Origin of the sequence: Marinomonas alcarazii (assembly GCF_003208215.1) — a bacterium.
GTDB classification, from domain to species: Bacteria; Pseudomonadota; Gammaproteobacteria; order Pseudomonadales; family Marinomonadaceae; genus Marinomonas; species Marinomonas alcarazii.
The window spans coordinates 106,545-122,956 of the sequence record NZ_QKLW01000009.1 but is presented as its reverse complement, the minus strand read 5'-3'; the positions used below and the strand labels follow the sequence as shown (position 1 = coordinate 122,956).

14 protein-coding genes are annotated in these 16,412 nt (G+C 44.2%); 3 read left to right on the top strand and 11 right to left on the bottom strand.

From position 1 onward, the window contains the following. Positions 1-5: 5 nt before the first annotated feature. Entirely contained in the window at positions 6-506 is a 501-nt protein-coding gene (locus tag DFP75_RS15645) for an RNA pyrophosphohydrolase (protein WP_110576988.1), read from the bottom strand. A gap of 135 nt (positions 507-641) precedes the next feature. On the opposite strand from DFP75_RS15645, the gene DFP75_RS15640 reads away from it, so the two are divergent. After that, positions 642-1,298, top strand: a complete 657-nt coding sequence (locus tag DFP75_RS15640; protein ID WP_110576987.1) for a histidinol-phosphatase — start codon at positions 642-644, stop codon at positions 1,296-1,298. Positions 1,299-1,384: 86 nt separating this feature from the next. Here DFP75_RS15640 and DFP75_RS15635 read toward each other — a convergent pair whose 3' ends face one another. Beyond that, positions 1,385-2,581, bottom strand: coding sequence for a class I SAM-dependent rRNA methyltransferase (locus tag DFP75_RS15635; protein ID WP_110576986.1), 1,197 nt, complete (start codon positions 2,579-2,581; stop codon positions 1,385-1,387). 110 nt (positions 2,582-2,691) lie between these two features. Between DFP75_RS15635 and DFP75_RS15630 the strand changes: the two genes are divergently transcribed. Continuing rightward, positions 2,692-3,558, top strand: a complete 867-nt coding sequence (locus DFP75_RS15630) for an HDOD domain-containing protein (protein ID WP_110576985.1) — start codon at positions 2,692-2,694, stop codon at positions 3,556-3,558. An 11-nt stretch (positions 3,559-3,569) separates the two neighbouring features. Here DFP75_RS15630 and DFP75_RS15625 read toward each other — a convergent pair whose 3' ends face one another. The 9 genes from DFP75_RS15625 to recJ all read right to left on the bottom strand — a co-directional run bounded on the left by DFP75_RS15625 (position 3,570) and on the right by recJ (position 14,639). Next, the gene (locus DFP75_RS15625; RefSeq protein WP_110576984.1) at positions 3,570-4,637 is read right to left on the bottom strand and encodes an ABC transporter ATP-binding protein; all 1,068 of its coding nucleotides are present in this window, start codon (positions 4,635-4,637) and stop codon (positions 3,570-3,572) included. Between the two features lie 14 nt (positions 4,638-4,651). Next, the gene (locus DFP75_RS15620) at positions 4,652-6,310 is read right to left on the bottom strand and encodes an ABC transporter permease (RefSeq protein ID WP_110576983.1); all 1,659 of its coding nucleotides are present in this window, start codon (positions 6,308-6,310) and stop codon (positions 4,652-4,654) included. Positions 6,311-6,366: 56 nt separating this feature from the next. Further along, entirely contained in the window at positions 6,367-7,434 is a 1,068-nt protein-coding gene (locus tag DFP75_RS15615; RefSeq protein WP_110576982.1) for a Fe(3+) ABC transporter substrate-binding protein, read from the bottom strand. Between the two features lie 197 nt (positions 7,435-7,631). Next, positions 7,632-8,456: an HDOD domain-containing protein gene (locus tag DFP75_RS15610; RefSeq protein WP_110576981.1), complete on the bottom strand. Its 825-nt coding sequence runs from the start codon at positions 8,454-8,456 to the stop codon at positions 7,632-7,634. 149 nt (positions 8,457-8,605) lie between these two features. Beyond that, positions 8,606-9,802, bottom strand: coding sequence for a UbiH/UbiF/VisC/COQ6 family ubiquinone biosynthesis hydroxylase (locus DFP75_RS15605; RefSeq protein WP_110576980.1), 1,197 nt, complete (start codon positions 9,800-9,802; stop codon positions 8,606-8,608). Between the two features lie 30 nt (positions 9,803-9,832). Further along, a complete protein-coding gene (locus DFP75_RS15600; protein WP_110576979.1) occupies positions 9,833-11,140 on the bottom strand; it encodes an aminopeptidase P N-terminal domain-containing protein in 1,308 nt (435 codons plus the stop codon). A gap of 80 nt (positions 11,141-11,220) precedes the next feature. Next, positions 11,221-11,811: a UPF0149 family protein gene (locus tag DFP75_RS15595; protein WP_110576978.1), complete on the bottom strand. Its 591-nt coding sequence runs from the start codon at positions 11,809-11,811 to the stop codon at positions 11,221-11,223. Between the two features lie 125 nt (positions 11,812-11,936). Beyond that, a complete protein-coding gene (gene folD / locus DFP75_RS15590) occupies positions 11,937-12,779 on the bottom strand; it encodes a bifunctional methylenetetrahydrofolate dehydrogenase/methenyltetrahydrofolate cyclohydrolase FolD (protein ID WP_110576977.1) in 843 nt (280 codons plus the stop codon). Between the two features lie 135 nt (positions 12,780-12,914). Then, a complete protein-coding gene (gene recJ / locus DFP75_RS15585) occupies positions 12,915-14,639 on the bottom strand; it encodes a single-stranded-DNA-specific exonuclease RecJ (protein WP_110576976.1) in 1,725 nt (574 codons plus the stop codon). A 510-nt stretch (positions 14,640-15,149) separates the two neighbouring features. Here recJ and DFP75_RS15580 point away from each other — a divergent pair. Then, complete coding sequence (locus DFP75_RS15580) at positions 15,150-16,382, top strand: sugar MFS transporter (RefSeq protein ID WP_110576975.1); 1,233 nt, start codon at positions 15,150-15,152, stop codon at positions 16,380-16,382. Positions 16,383-16,412 lie beyond the last annotated feature (30 nt).

Genomic DNA, 16,412 nt, shown 5'->3' with positions numbered 1-16,412 from the left:
CATCATTAAGACATAGACTTATTTTTTTCTAAGCTGCGAAGCGCACTTGGAATCAGCTCCTTCAGCGCTCGGCGATACACATCTTTTTTGAATGCCACCACCTGACCCAGCGGGTACCAATAGCTTACCCAGCGCCAGCCATCGAACTCTGGTGTTTCTGTTCCATCCACGCACACAGATGCATCGGCGCAACGAATAGAAAGTAAAAACCATTTCTGTTTTTGCCCGATACATAAAGGTTTACTATTGTGTCTTAGCATGCGCTTAGGAAGACGATAACGTAACCATCCTCGAGTCTTGCCTATTATCTCCACCTGATGGGGATCTAGCCCTACTTCTTCTTTAAGCTCTCGAAATAAAGCCTCTTCAGGTGTCTCGTTGGATTTGATACCTCCTTGTGGAAACTGCCAAGCATTTTGCCCAACTCGTCTCGCCCAAAGAAGCTGGCCACGCTCGTTCATCAATATGATGCCCACATTCGGTCTGTATCCGTCTGCATCAATCACGAGCCATCACCTTCTAATATAAGAATAAATTAGATTCATTGTTCCATAATTCCCCCATCTGCACAATTAAGACTACTGTTATTTATTGTCTGCGAGGCTATAATTCAGGCACTTTTGAAGAATTAAGGGCAGCTTGTGACACTCGCAATATTTGACTTAGATGGCACATTATTAAATGGTGACAGTGATTACACTTGGGGACAGTTTCTCGTTGAGAAAGGCTTAGTCGACACACAGGTCTACAAAGAAGCTAACGACAAGTTCTTTATTCAGTATCAATCTGGCACCCTAGACATTCATGAATACCTTGCGTTTAGTTTAGCTCCCCTAACGAAATTTTCTAAAGAAGAGCTAGCTGAACTACACAACACCTTCATGCAAGAAAAAATTCAGCCAATGATGCAGAGAAAAGCCAACGCTTTGCTAAAACATCATAAAGACCAAGGTCATTTCTTATTAATGATCACGGCGACCAACCAGTTCGTTACGGGTCCTATTGGAGATGCTTTGGGAATGGATCACATTATTGCCCCGGTTCCCGAAGTGATTGACGGTCACTACACAGGAAAAGTTGTTGGCGTTCCCAGCTTCCAAGAGGGCAAAGTCACACGTTTAAATGATTGGCTTGCTGAAACGGGACACTCCATGGAAGGCAGTTATTTTTATAGCGATTCCCGTAATGACTTACCGCTATTAGAGCTAGTCTCTCATCCCATTGCCGTTGATGCAGATGAGACACTGACCAAGATTGCCCAGGAGCGCAACTGGCAACACATTTCATTAAGAGACTAAAAGAAGCTTACAGAGCATCAAAAAAAAGCGCTGTCAGATCCAATCTGACAGCGCTTTTTTGTTAGCAACGCATTACAGTAACAAGCTTACAAGCCCATATTATTGTGAATGCGGTAAAACATCGCTTTAAGGTATTCCGTCTCTTCAATCGCCGGATGCACAGGATGATCCGGGGCTTGCGTGCCACGATAAATCAATTGTGAGAAACGCTCTAATTGACGACTATTACTGCGGATAATATCGTGTAATCGAGCAGTCTCTAGGTGCATTGAACAAGAACCAGACACCAAGACACCACCCTTTGCAACCAAACGCATAGCCAGTTGATTGGCGCGATGATAGGCTCCCTCGCCTGCTTTGATGTCTTTACGACGAGCAATAAACGCTGGCGGGTCCATAACCACGACATCGAAACGCTCTTTGTCTTCAATTAACGATTGCATAGCTTCAAAAGCATCGCCATGCATCAAGGTCGAGCCGCCTTCATATTGATTCAATTTTAGGTTTTCATCGACATGACTTAATGCACTTTCAGACGCATCAATAAAGGTCACATCTGTTGCACCTGCAGAGGCCGCCTGAACGCCCCAACCACCAATATAAGAAAAAACGTCTAGAACACGTTTGCCATCACAAAATCCCTGCATGGTTTTACGGTTTTCGCGGTGGTCATAGAACCAACCCGTTTTCTGTCCATCCCACACAGGCGCTTGAAACAACACATCATTTTCTTGAAGAAAAACCAATTCTGGCACCGTGCCGAACGCTTCTTCAACATAAGTTTCTAAACCCTCGATTTGACGCATCTTGCCATCGTTTTTCATCAAAATAGCCGATGGCTTTACCACATCTTGTAAAGCTTCGATGATTTCGTTTTTTACTCGCTCCATGCCCGCTGTGGAAATTTGCACCACTAAGATATCAGCAAAACGGTCAACCACTAGACCAGATAAACCATCAGAATCACCGAATACCAGACGATAATACGGCGCTGCATAGGTCATTTCTCGCAAAGATAATGCTATCTTAAGGCGGTGGGATAATGTCGACTTATTCAGGAAAGTATCCGTACTACGACTGATTAAACGCCCACAAATTAATGTATTTGGATTAATCGTTGCAATACCAAGAGGTTTACCTTGTGCGGTTTCGACAACAACCTGATCACCAGGAGTAAATTGCTTTAATGGCGTCTCTGAAGTGTTTACTTCATTGCTGTAAATCCATTGATGCCCAGCTCGTAAACGGCGATCAGCTTGACCTTTTAGTCGAATAACACTCAAAATTTTCACCCAGTATATTTAAAAAAACGTTATTATAGTTACTCTAGTTTCAATTGCCATGAATTACGTAATTGTCCCCTTATACTTGTTACAAAAAGTGCATAAATTTCATGTCACATACATTAAATGAAAGTCAGCTAAAACGTATATTGCAAGGCATCAGCATACCACCACAGCCACAAATCATGGTGGATTTACATATGGAGCAAGCCATGCCTGACCCAGACATGGCGCGTATATCCGATATTATTTCACAAGATGTCAGCCTTTCAGCAGCGGTATTAAAACTGGTCAACTCTGCCGCATTTAACCTACCCAGAAAAATTGCATCCGTCCAACAAGCAGTGACTCTTCTAGGCACAAGCAGTGTCACCAATATCGTCAACAGCTTGGCGGTAAAAAGCGAACTCTCTGATGACACCATTCAATCTCTACACAGTTTTTGGGATACCGCAACGGATGTTGCTGCAATCAGCTCCAGCCTAGCCAGCCAACTAAACTTCAAGTACCAAGATGAATGTTACGCACTTGGCCTTTTCCATAACGCAGGCATTCCATTAATGCTAAAGCGTTTCAAAGGTTACAAAGAGGTACTAATAAAAGGCTACCAGGATCCTAACTTCCGATTAACGGACTTTGAAAACCTAGCCTTTAAAACCAATCACTCTGTTGTTGGCTATTACCTTGCAAAATCTTGGGGCTTACCGAAAAGCTGTTGCGCTGTTATCGCCAAACATCATCGTATTGATTTTTTATTTACCCATCGCGTGGCTGGAGATTCGATCAACCTAACCTTTGCTTCTATTTTAAAAATGGCCGAACACATTGCCTCTGCTTACAAACACATAGGCAATGTAGACAAGGATTATGAATGGGAGAAAGTGGGTCATTACGTACTCGATCATTTGGATTTGACCGAATACGACTTTGAAGGACTAATGGAAACCTGCCACGAACAAGGGCTGGGATTAAATTAAGGTCTGTTCACCTAGCGCGAAAACATAACAAGATGATCTAGGTGCACACTCAAACCTATTTCCTGGCCAACTGAGTGATTGTGATGAGAAGAAGCGAAGCAATACACAACCTTACCAGAAGATAATTTCACTCGGTATAAAAAATGCGAGCCACGAAACCACTTACTCACAATCACACCAACAAATTCACTGTCATCATCGTGCAAAATATCATCGGGACGAACTAATAAATCCACTTGTTCATTATCAGCAAAGCCATGATCCAGCTCACCACGTATATTTCCTAAATCAGAATGAACACAATTTGAGCCACATACGGTCGCCGTCAAAAAGTCACCGTGTCCTATAAAGCTGGCCACAAAGCGAGTTTCAGGACGGTGATATATTTGATACGGTGAACCTGTTTGATGTACTTTCCCTGCGTCCATAACAGACACTTGGTCCGCCATTGCAAAGGCTTCCATCTGATCGTGTGTCACCAATAAAGCACTCATTTTTTCATGCTGGAGAATACGGCGAATATCTGGCACCAACTCTTCCCTCAATTTGGCATCTAGCCCAGAGAAGGGTTCATCCATAAGCAAGAGCTTAGGCTTTGGCGCAATCGCTCGCGCCAAAGCGACACGCTGCTGCTGACCGCCAGACAAAGAATGCGGATATCGCGATTGGAAACCAGACAGCCCCACCAAATCCAATAAGTAGGCAACCCGTTCTTCTATTAAGTTTTTCTGCCAAGCAGACAAACCAAAAGCAATATTCTGGGCAATAGTAAGATGGGGAAACAACGCAATATCCTGGAAAACCATACCAATATAACGGTGCTCAGGATTCACACTGTAAGATGAATTTGAAATCACCTCACCATCAATGCGTATTTCCCCAGCCATCAAAGGCTCAAAACCTGCGATCGCTCGTAACAAGGTTGACTTGCCGCAACCACTCGGACCCAGCAAGCAGCCGATTTGACCTTCCAATAGCTGAAACGATACGTCTTTGACGACCACTTCCTTGTCATATCCGACAGAAACACCACTGAGTGTTAATTCTTTCAACGAGGTATAAAGCGGTGATGAAGTCATATAAAACCTTATTTTTAATGCCCTGAGCGTGACGAAATAGAACGACTAAGTAAAATAACAGGGACTAATCCCACCAACACAATCATCAACGAAGCAGGCGCAGCGTCAACAAGCCGTTCATCAGAAGCCAGCTCAAACGCTCTAACTGCCAACGTATTAAAATTAAATGGTCGAAGCACCAAGGTAGCTGGTAATTCCTTTAACACATCCACAAAAACAATGAGCATGGCTGTCAGCACAGAACCTTTTAATAAAGGCACATGAACCCGCACTAGCACTTTAAAGGGAGACATCCCCAAGGAGCGTCCAGCCATGTCCATACTGGGCTTAATCTTACCAAGGCCATTCTGCACAGCCCCCAAAGAAACCGCCATAAAGCGAACAGAGTAAGCAAACAATAACGCCACCAAGGTGCCAGAAAAAAGCAGACCGACGCTTTCCCCACTGTAATGCTTTACTAGGTCAATAATTCGATGATCCAGCCACGCTAAAGGCACAATAGTACCAATCGCGATAATCGTTCCGGGTAGCGCATAACCCATGCCAGCAACGCCCACCGACGCCTTAACCGCTTTACCGTTATTAAGACGAATCGCATAACTCAAGACTAAGGCCAAACTCACAACAATAAGGGAAGCCATAGCAGCCAAGTAAAAGGAGTTCCATGCCAGCTGAATGAAATTTGTGCCCGGCATTTCGGCTTTAAACATGGCCCAATATGCCAACACCAAGACAGGGATTAAAAAGCCAACCAGAATAGGCAATGAACAAAAAAGAGTCGCGAATAAGCCTCGACTGCCGTTTAACACCATCCGACGATTACTGGCCTTTTTTAAACCCGAAGCATGGTAACGTATACGGCGTCGCGAATGTCGCTCAAGCAGAATCAACATAGCAACGAACAGCAATAACACTCCAGCTAGCTGAGAAGCGGCCGCAATATCTCCAAAACCATAAAAAGTCCGTAAAATCCCCGTTGTAAAGGTATTCACACTGAAATATTGTACTGTGCCGTAATCCGCCAAGGTTTCCATTAACGCAAGGGTCAGACCCGTCACAATTGCTGGGCGAGCTAGAGGGAGAGCCAATTTAAAGAATACAGCGCGACCGGAATAACCAAGCGTTCGACTGACCTCTAGGGTGTTCTCAGACTGTTCTAAAAAAGCCGCTCGGCTCATTAAATAAACATAGGGATATAGAACCAAGGTCAACATCACCATGGCGCCACCTAAAGAGCGTATTTCAAAGAACCAATATTCACCGTAGCGCCAGCCCGTAAGCTCACGAATAAAGGTTTGCACAGGTCCTGCAAAGTCCAACACACCAGTATAGGTGTAGGCGATAATATAAGCAGGCATTGCCATGGGCAACAGCAATGCCCAAGAGAAAAAGTTGCGACCAGGGAAATGACACATGCTTGTTAGCCAAGCACAGGGCACACCGATCAACAGCACGCCTACTCCAACCCCCAGCATTAACAATAATGAATTTGAAATGTATTCAGCTAATACTGTCTGATAAAGGTGCAGCCAAACTTCACCATCACCGATTACGACATTCACTAAAACAACTAAAATGGGCAAAGCCAAAATAGCGGCAATCATCATTGCCGCTATTTTCAACCAATTCCACTTGGATTTACTTACTACACTCAGGGGAGCTAAATCAGCCATTAAATGTCAAAAAACCTTAATAAGACGCTCTTTACTTAGAGCCTACGCCAGAAAAATCACTTCCAACCAGCTGTATCCATAACTTCAACAGCTTCACGGTTATTCTCACCTAATTGGCTTAACGAAATCGTGTCTGCACGGAAGGTGCCAAACGGTGCCAACATTTCAGGGGCACCAACGCCTTTTACTACGGGGTATTCATTGTTTACATGAGCATACCATTCTTGCGAAGCACGATTTGTTAGGAACTCCAGCAACAGTATTGCATTCTCAACATTGGTTGCCGCTGCCGTGATGCCTGCACCACTAACGTTTACATGAGCACCGCGCTCACCTTCCGCTTGATTCGGCCAAAATAATTTAACACTGTCATAAACTCGTCTATCCTCAGGGCGATCACTCTGACCAAGACGACCATAATAGTAAGTATTTGCTAACGTTAGATCACATACACCCGCAGAAACGGCTTTTAATAAATCGACATCGCCACCAAAAGGAGGGCGAGCCAAATTAGCGATCAACCCCTTAATCCAAGCTTGTGTCTTCTCGTGACCTTCAGCTTCAAGCATCGACGCCACCAAAGATTGGTTATAAATATTGGCCGACGAACGCACGCAAATACGCCCTTTCCACTTAGAGTTTGCAAGGTCTTCGTAAGTAGACAATTCGCTTGGGGAAACGGTTTTAGGATTATAAAAAATAACACGTGCACGCTGTGATAAGCCAAACCAATAGCCATCACTATCTCGTAAGTGGCTTGGTATATTGGTACTTAATACGTCGTTTTGAATAGGCTGCAACACTCCGGCAGCTTTCGCTCTGTGTAGACGCCCAGCATCAACAGTAATAAACATGTCCGCAGGACTGGCATCGCCTTCTGCTTTTAAACGACTTAACAAGGCATCCGCAGAACCCGTTATAAGATTCACAACAACATCGTTTTCTTCCGAAAAAGTATCTAATACTGGCTTGATGAGCGATTCTTTTCGAGCAGAATAAATATTAATCTCACCCTTTGCTTGGGCCACAAGAGGGAGAAAAAGTGACGTAACTAATGTGACAAAGCCAACAGAACTGAATATAGATTTTCGGCCTTTTTTATCAAGCACGTTAGATAACCTCATACGACCACTCTCCTTCTAATTATTCTCAGCCACTTACCGGATAGGAAAGCAAAAAATTTCAAAATCCCGTAAAGGCATCACATAAAATGTGACAAGAAATTAGCATAACAGAACGCTAAACACTAGCGATTATCATTTGCCTGATCGCTTTAAACAAACGCAAGCATCAATAGAATAAATAGGTGATAAAAGGAATATTAAATAAGTTGATTTAACCCATCGCCAATCATCAAGGCATCTTCTAATTCATACACGATACCTTCCGTTAAACCTGCCGCTTTCGCTACTGCCATAGGAAAGCCTTCACGCACCAAATCGTATTCTCGCTCAGTGCGGATACAAGCGTTCAAATAACAAGCTAGATTTAACACACATGCCAAAGGATTAGGGTCTTCATTTGCAAACGGGCGTTTGTGCAACTGCACAGCCAGACCTAAGCTAGGAGGAAACTTCCATAAGTCCATTAACGCTTTTCCAGCGTCCTGAGACGTAAAACCCAGTAAGTCTTGCTCAGCTTTTACTCGACCCGCTTTTCGGTTAGCCACTAATATTTGAATTTCTTGAGCGATAGCCGGTTCTGTAAGGTGTAATAATAAACGACCTATATTGTGAACAATACCAACAGTAAAGGCCTCATCGGCTTGAACAAGCGGCGTACGTTTTGCCAACCATTGCGCCAACTCAGCAACTCGAAAAGAGTCCGCCCAAAACTCTGGAAGTTTTAGACCTTCTACTTTCGCAACAGAGCCTGCAAAACCAGAAGCGATCACTAAGGTTTTCAATTTTTCGGTCCCCAGCAAGACCGTCGCTTCATCGATTGACGAGATTTTTCTCGATAATCCAAAATAAGCCGAGTTAACCAGACGCAGCACTTTCAATGAAATAGTCTGATCATGGGAGACTTTTTCTGTTAATTCAGAATAATTCACATCTGGATCATTCAGTAACAAAATGAGCTCCCGAACGACATCAGGAACATTGGGAAGTTTATCAGTTTGCCTTAGAAGATCTTTTACCTGCATACCATTTCACCTTACAAGGGTTGGTTATCTATCTGTTTAAGCAGAATAAAACAGCGGCGCCTTTTTGCAACCAGAGATAAGTAGCGTTTTGCAAGTAAGCCAAAAACCTTCGCCATAGGAAACAAACATTGGCAAATTCATTAGTAGAACTAAGACAATCCTGCAGCCTTAGCAACCAACTTCTTTTTCAATGACGCGTTCTGGTTAAAGCGCTTCATGCCTATATTTCTTAACTGAACGATGAATGGCTGCTGGGTAGAAAACAACCGTTTAAACGACTCCATCCCTGCCGCCATTGCAATGTTATCCAACATCCGAGCGCGCTGATAACGACGCAACACTTTACTCGCACCAAGGTGCTCGCCACGTCCATGGGCTTTTTCTAACACTTCCACCAGCGCCTTTACATCACCAAAGCCCAAGTTCGCACCTTGTCCAGCTAAAGGATGGATTGTATGTGCTGCATCGCCAATTAAGGCTAAGCCTGCTTTCACATACTGTTTAGCATGGCGCTGCCGTAATGGAATAGACTGGCGAGTTTGTGTAATGCCTAAGACATCAAAACGCTTGTTCATTGCGTAATGCAAACGACGACAAAAAGTCTCTTCATCAAGCACCATAAGAGATTCTGCTTCTTGTGGCGGCACCGACCAAACGATAGAAACAAAATGTTTTTGTTCGACAGACGGAAGCGGAAGAAAGGCCAAAATGCCTTCTTCACCGAAGCTCTGCCATGCGGTATTTTCATGGGGCTGGGCAATCTCAATTGTGGTCACAATGGCATGGTGTCCATAATCCCACTCAATTGTGTCAAAGGCGTTTTCCATACGCAGCTTAGATAGTGCGCCATCCGCGGCAATGATCACCTGAGCATCAAGCGCATGACCAGAAGCTAACTCTACTCTCACACCAGACTCGCTTAACTCATGAGAATCTAGCGTATCACCCAAATACAAATCGATATTCTTTGCGTGTCGGGCTTGCTCCATTAACTGCTGGTTCAACACCGCATTTTCAACGAGATGCCCAAGCTCAGGCATCACCGCTTCTCCGGCATTGAAATCTACATGCCCCTCACCAAGACCATCCCACACCACCATATTGTCATAAGAGGCGATACGATCTCGGGCAATGCCCTGCCAGACGTTTGCCGCTTCGAGTAAAGCCTTAGACTGACTGGAAATAGCACTCACTCGAGCATCGTAGGCTGGCGGAGTCGACAGACGATATTCGCCGTTATGTTTATCAACAAGCGCAATTCGTAAAGAGGATTTGGCTAATAATATCGCAGACAAAGTACCTACCATGCCGGCACCCACTATTATCAAATCATACGATTTAGCCATCTTTATTACTCCGTCTGGTCATTATACTGATTATCGACTTTCAGCCATGAAAGCTTCAATGTCAGCGATTTCTTTGGGTAAGCCATGAGTTAAAACATAAGGGCCATCGGCACGAATAAGCACATCGTCTTCAATACGAATACCTATGCCTCGCCATTTTGCATCTACGGATTCATTATCGGCTGAAACATAAAGGCCAGGCTCAATAGTGAGCACCATGCCTTCTTCCAATAAGCGAGATTCACCGGCGATTTTGTAAGCACCACAGTCATGCACATCCAGACCTAGCCAATGCCCAGTATTGTGCATATAAAAGTCTCTGTATGCTTTGCTCTCGATCAGGAAATCCACATCGCCCGTTAACAAACCATGAGCCACTAAACCTTGAGTGAGTGTCCGCACCGCTGCATTATGGCAAGCTTCATAAGGCGTCCCCACATTAAGCTCTTTCATACCTGCATGGTAAGCGTCTAATACAACTTGGTATAAAGCAGCTTGTGGCTCGCTAAATTTACCCGTTGCAGGAAAAGTACGAGTAATGTCCGCCGCATAACAACCCAATTCGGCCCCCGCATCAATTAAAATCAGGTCGCCCGCTTGAATCTCTTCATCATTTTTAATGTAGTGCAAAACACAAGCATTGCTGCCTGACGCCACAATGTTGTTATACGCAGGCTGGCGTGCACCAGATTTCATAAACACATAATTCAATTCGGCTTCTAACTGGTATTCATTCATCCCAGGACGAACAGCACGCATAGCCTGCTTATGAGCTTCGACGCTAATTTGTGCGGCTGCTTCCATGATGGCAATCTCTTCTGCATCCTTACGTAAACGCATTTCAGCAACTTGGGGCGCGAGATCGATAAAGCTGGTTGGAGCCATCGCACCTACCCTAACTCGTGCAGCAATCGCATCACGCCAACCCGCAATTTTCTCGCGCAAAACATCATCATTAAACAGATACACAACATGCTCGGCGCCGTCCAGAGCAGAAAAAGCAACAGCGTCTAATTCCTCTAATGGGGCGGCTTCATTCGCACCAAAGTTCGCTATTGCGCCTTCACTGCCAAAGCGAAAGCCATCCCATTGCTCGCGCTCAGGGTCTTTTGGCAAAGTAACTAACGTCATCTCGCCATCACCATGAATAATGGCGTAGGCACTTGGCTCAGGGAATCCTGTTAAGTAGAAAAAACTACTATGAGGACGAAACTCATACTCACAATCATTATTGCGTGTCGCCAGTTCACCCGTTCGAACAACCACCACACTGTTTTCAGGTAAAGATTGCATCAAGCGTTCGCGGCGTGCTTGATAAGTTTGAGTATCAATTTTCATAGAAGGTCTCACTTAATAATTGGCATTCCATTAAATACTGTCGATAACATAGGGCGTAGACGCATTGTAGCGCGACACCCTTAATGCAAAGAACTCTGTTTAGTATGATCAACATCTGGGTTGATATCATGATGCTCTGTGTACATCATCATCGCTGATAATCTGACATATTCCACTAATTCTGTTAAATCCGCTTCATTGTCATTGTTGTCTTCTAATGCACGCATTTCCGCTTGCATACCAGAGATATTGGCAAAGTCACGTAGGATTTGTTTGGTTTCATCAGACAGTTCATTTTTTTGACCAGATAATCCGTAACCCGCTAAAAATCCGTGCGCCCATTGAGATAAAGTAACGCCTCGTTCACATAATTCCGCATCTTCATCTGAAATGCTTGGCACAAGTGCAAACTCGCCGTTTTGGAACAAAGTCAGCGTCGCCGTATAAAGTTCAACAATAACAGCTCGACTTGCCTCTTCTTTCCAGCCTTCAATGTCACAAAACTCTACCACCATCTTAAGCCAATCTTCCAATGGCAACGTCACGCCAGAAGCCAAATATCCGCAAAGCTGACCATGCAACTCGGAGGGTGACGCAGTAATAGATTCAGTAACAAAAACATCGGCGATCAAATCGAAGTCCAATGCGTCTTTTAACATTTCTGTGGACATATCATGCCAACCTTTTACTGTTCAGTTTATAAAAAAGAAGCCGCACCTAATGGCGCGGCTTTCTGTCCCATGTTGTGATCTTATCTCAACAATATGGGGCTATTATTCAGACCTTTCAAGCCTGCTTAGCCTAGTTGTTTCAGGCCAGATTCTAGTGTTTGCAGAATCAAAGTATTGATGGTCATTGGACCAACACCACCCGGAACTGGCGTATAGGCCGCAACGCGATCTTTCAATGGACCCAGTTCGATATCACCAATACCACCTGGGTGATAACCAGCATCAACCACGACAGCACCGTCTTTAATCCACTCGGCTTTAATCAACTCTGGTTTACCCACAGCACCAACAACCACATCGGCCTGCTTCACAAATTCAGATAAATTCTGAGTGCGAGAGTGACACATTGTTACCGTAGCATTGGCGTTCAACATCATCATCGCCATTGGTTTTCCAAGAATTGGACTACGACCTACCACAACAACGTGCTTACCTTCCAAATTAATATCGTATTCTGCAAGCAAGCGCATAATTCCCGCTGGAGTCGCAGCGCCGTAAGCGGGCTCTTTCATGGCCATACGACCAAAACCAAGGCAAGTCACGCCATCCACATCTTTATGGGCAGCAATCGCGTCGAAACACAGACGCTCATCAATTTGTGCAGGAACTGGATGTTGTAGCAATATACCATGCACATCTGGGTTGCTATTTAGCTCATTAATTTTTTCTAAAAGCTGCTCTGTTGTAGTCGTTTCAGGCAGTTCAATTGCCATAGAATCCATGCCGACGCGACGACAAGCATTGCCTTTCATTTTTACATAAGTGGCTGATGCTGGGTCAGCACCCACTAAGATTGTTGCTAAAATTGGGGTGCAGCCGGTACGCTCTTTAAGCTCAGAAACTTGAGCTTGTAGGCGATTTTCAGTTTCTTTGGCGCAAAGTTTGCCGTCAAGAACCAGTGCAGTCATGAATGAGCTCCAGTAAAATTAGAGTGATGTATGAGGGAGCGGCATTATACCTCAACTTTTGCCTTGATACGCAGTGCCAAAACCAATTTGTTCGGCAAAAAAGCGAATCTTCTATTTTTTACTATTTGTTTGCCACTATGCTGGCTCTAAATAATCCACCAGCAGCTGCAGGTTACGCTGACCACGAAATTCATTAACATCCAATTTATAAACTAATCGGGCTTGTGTGGCTTGTTCATTCGGCCATTGACTTAAATCGACAAAGAAACTAATCGCATCCAACAATAGCCCACTGCTCGGTTCTCGCACCATTAATTTCAAGTGTTTTTCCCCCACAATACGCTGCTGCAAAATATCGAAAACACCATCAAAACAAGGCTCCGGAAACATCTGCCCCCATGGACCAGATAAACGAACCAGCTCTGCGAAACTCAAACTAAAATCTTCTGCAGACAAGGCACCATCAGTCAACAAGGTTGCCTCTAATTGCTCTGGCGTTACCCATTCCGTAATAATCGTATCGAATGCCAGCTGAAAAGCCTCATAATGAGATTCTTTAATCGACATGCCAGCGGCCATAGCATGACCACCAAACTTACTAAGTAACTGCGGATAGCGTTTGGCCAACAAATCCAGAGCATCACGAATGTGTACACCGGGAATAGAACGAGCAGAGCCTTTTAACTCATCTTCACCTACTCGGGCAAAAGCAATAACCGGACGATGACACTTGTCTTTCATGCGCGAAGCCAAGATACCAATCACACCTTGGTGCCAATCCGCATCATAAAAACACATACCATTGGGCATCTCTTGCTCTTCGTCCAACAAAGATTCAAGCACCAATTCTGCCTGCTCTTTCATATCAGACTCGATGGCTTTGCGCTCGCGATTAAACTGGTCTAATTGCTGGGCATACTGACGTGCTTGATGCGAATGAGTCGCCAACAGACATTCAATACCAACCGACATATCATCAAGCCGTCCGGCAGCATTCAACCTTGGCCCAACGACAAACCCCAAATCAGAAGCCTTTAACTGAGTATAATCCCTACGCCCTACTTCTAATAAAGCAAGGATTCCAGGGCGCGCCAAACCAGCTTGAATACGCTTAATACCTTGCTGAACAAGAATGCGATTGTTCGCATCCAAAGGCACCACATCGGCTACCGTACCAAGCGCAACCAAATCTAAATAGTCTGCCATTTTCGGCTCTGGAATATGCTGATCAGCAAACCAGTTACGACGATTCAACTCCGCTCTTAATGCCGACATCACGTAGAAAATCACCCCAACGCCAGCTAAGTTTTTGCTTGGAAAACCACAATTTGGATGGTTTGGGTTCACAATAGCATCGGCATTAGGAAGTGTATCGCCGGGCAAATGGTGGTCTGTCACCACGACTTTCATACCATACGCTTTGGCTGCTTGAACACCATCAATACTGGCAATACCGTTATCGACCGTCACCAAAACATTGGGGGAACTTTGCTTTGCTACCTGAACAATTTCAGGCGTCAGGCCATAACCAAACTCAAAGCGATTTGGCACCAAATACTCAGGCGCAATCGCCCCCATCGCTTCTAATGCCAAGATACCAAGACTCGTACTGGTCGCACCATCGGCATCAAAATCCCCAACGATTAGAATCTTTTGCCCAGTCACAATGGCATCCGCCAAAATCTTAGCCGCCGTCGTTAGATCAAATAAAGAATCAGGTCTTAATAAATTGGGTAGCCGATAATCAAGCTCTAGACCAGAACTCACCCCTCGCGCCATAAAAATACGACGTAAACTCGAAGGCATTTCTGCTGGTAAGTCTTCGGTAATAGCTGGAATGGATCGACGCTCTATTCGCATATCTATGAATACTCAATAACTAAACTGGTTACAAAAAAATAAAGAAGAGTAACACAAACAAGCTATTCAATTTTACAGAACAGTAATCCTTCTTCAAAGCAGACAGAATACTCAACGCTCGTTGGGAAAATGCCATTCAATTATCCGAAGGCATTATGGTACAGATCAACCAACAATAACGACACGATAAAAAACAGCGCATACCACTGACTTATAGACACATCCTCCCCCATACGAATAGACTCTTGCGTTACCTAGCTAAAAGCTGTCTAAAAGTGTATAGAAATCAAACACATCACAGCGTTATACTTTGTTACATTTGCAGTAAATAGGCGAGACTTTCTTACAATAGAAGGCCAATAAAGGAACTTTATAGAACAATTATTCACTTAGCCTCACTTCATCCCCACAAAAAAATTTTCGATGGTATGATGCCGCACTTTTTTGATTTGGATAGATATCCTAAAGATAAAAACTGAGCAACTCTCGTTTTAACTCATCGGAAAAAATATGAATAATCGAACCTCTGTGGCAAACAAGCCACAATCAAATCAGCGTTTTGCCTTGATAGCTCTTACTTCATTGTTCTTCATGTGGGGTTTTATCACCTCCCTAAATGACATTTTAATCCCGCATTTAAAAGGTGTGTTCGACCTTAATTACACACAAGCAATGATGATTCAGATGTGTTTCTTTGGCGCTTATTTTATTGTCTCTGTTCCTGCGGGTAACTTGGTAAAAAAGGTAGGGTTTCAACGCGGCATTGGTATTGGCCTCATGATTGCTGCAGCAGGTTGTCTGCTATTTGTTGCCGCAGCTAAAGCACAGCAGTACAGCGTATTTCTTAGCGCTCTGTTTGTCCTTGCTTCCGGCATCACGATTCTACAGGTTGCAGCAAATCCACTTGTCACCGTTATGGGTCCAACTGAGACAGCATCCAGCCGCTTAACTCTATCTCAAGCATTTAACGCTTTGGGAACAACAGTGGCCCCTCTTGTTGGTGGCGTTCTGTTGTTCACTGTTGCAGGCCAATATGCGACCAAAGCGCAAGAAGCTGAAAGCGTTATTGTTCCTTATATTGGTTTGGCTATATTACTGATTGCTCTAGCCGCTATTTTTACTCGAATTAGCCTTCCAACCCCCTCTAGCATAGAAAGCACAGAGACAGATACGCCAAGCGAAAGCATTCTTAAGCATCGTCATCTTGTGCTAGGTACTGTGGCCATCTTTATGTACGTTGGCGCAGAAGTGGCTATTGGCAGTTTATTGGTTAACTTTTTTGGGCTAGAAAACATTGCCGGCCTTGCTGAAGGAGAAGCCGCTCATTACGTTGCCTATTACTGGGGTGGTGCAATGGTAGGACGCTTTATTGGTGCAGCTTTAATGCAGCGCATATCAGCTGGAATGCTATTAACGATCAATGCGCTTGCGGTCATAGCGTTAATCACCAGCGCCATTTTAAACGATGGCCATGTGGCTATGTGGTCCATCTTATTAGTTGGCCTATTCAACTCTATTATGTTCCCAACTATTTTCAGCCTTGCACTGAAAGATCTTGGACCGCAGACAAGCCGTGGTTCCGGTTTGTTATGCCTAGCTATTGTAGGTGGCGCAATCCTCCCTATGCTTCAAGGCTTAATAGCTGACTCTATTGGACTGCAGATCTCATTTATCATGCCCATTTTTTGTTACCTATACATCGCTTATTTCGGTGTATTTGGTTCAAAACCAAAACAGCACTAAATCGATAAAGACATACCTGAAATACTAAAA

Excerpts from the sequence above, each read along its gene's own strand:
- DFP75_RS15620 (WP_110576983.1), bottom strand. The coding sequence starts at position 6,310 with ATGGCTGATTTAGCTCCCCTGAGTGTAGTAAGTAAATCCAAGTGGAAT.
- DFP75_RS15600 (WP_110576979.1), bottom strand. The coding sequence starts at position 11,140 with ATGAAAATTGATACTCAAACTTATCAAGCACGCCGCGAACGCTTGATG.
- DFP75_RS15610 (WP_110576981.1), bottom strand. The coding sequence starts at position 8,456 with ATGCAGGTAAAAGATCTTCTAAGGCAAACTGATAAACTTCCCAATGTT.
- folD (WP_110576977.1), bottom strand. The coding sequence starts at position 12,779 with ATGACTGCACTGGTTCTTGACGGCAAACTTTGCGCCAAAGAAACTGAA.
- DFP75_RS15580 (WP_110576975.1), top strand. The coding sequence starts at position 15,150 with ATGAATAATCGAACCTCTGTGGCAAACAAGCCACAATCAAATCAGCGT.
- recJ (WP_110576976.1), bottom strand. The coding sequence starts at position 14,639 with ATGCGAATAGAGCGTCGATCCATTCCAGCTATTACCGAAGACTTACCA.
- DFP75_RS15615 (WP_110576982.1), bottom strand. The coding sequence starts at position 7,434 with ATGAGGTTATCTAACGTGCTTGATAAAAAAGGCCGAAAATCTATATTC.
- DFP75_RS15625 (WP_110576984.1), bottom strand. The coding sequence starts at position 4,637 with ATGACTTCATCACCGCTTTATACCTCGTTGAAAGAATTAACACTCAGT.
- DFP75_RS15630 (WP_110576985.1), top strand. The coding sequence starts at position 2,692 with ATGTCACATACATTAAATGAAAGTCAGCTAAAACGTATATTGCAAGGC.
- DFP75_RS15595 (WP_110576978.1), bottom strand. The coding sequence starts at position 11,811 with ATGTCCACAGAAATGTTAAAAGACGCATTGGACTTCGATTTGATCGCC.
- DFP75_RS15605 (WP_110576980.1), bottom strand. The coding sequence starts at position 9,802 with ATGGCTAAATCGTATGATTTGATAATAGTGGGTGCCGGCATGGTAGGT.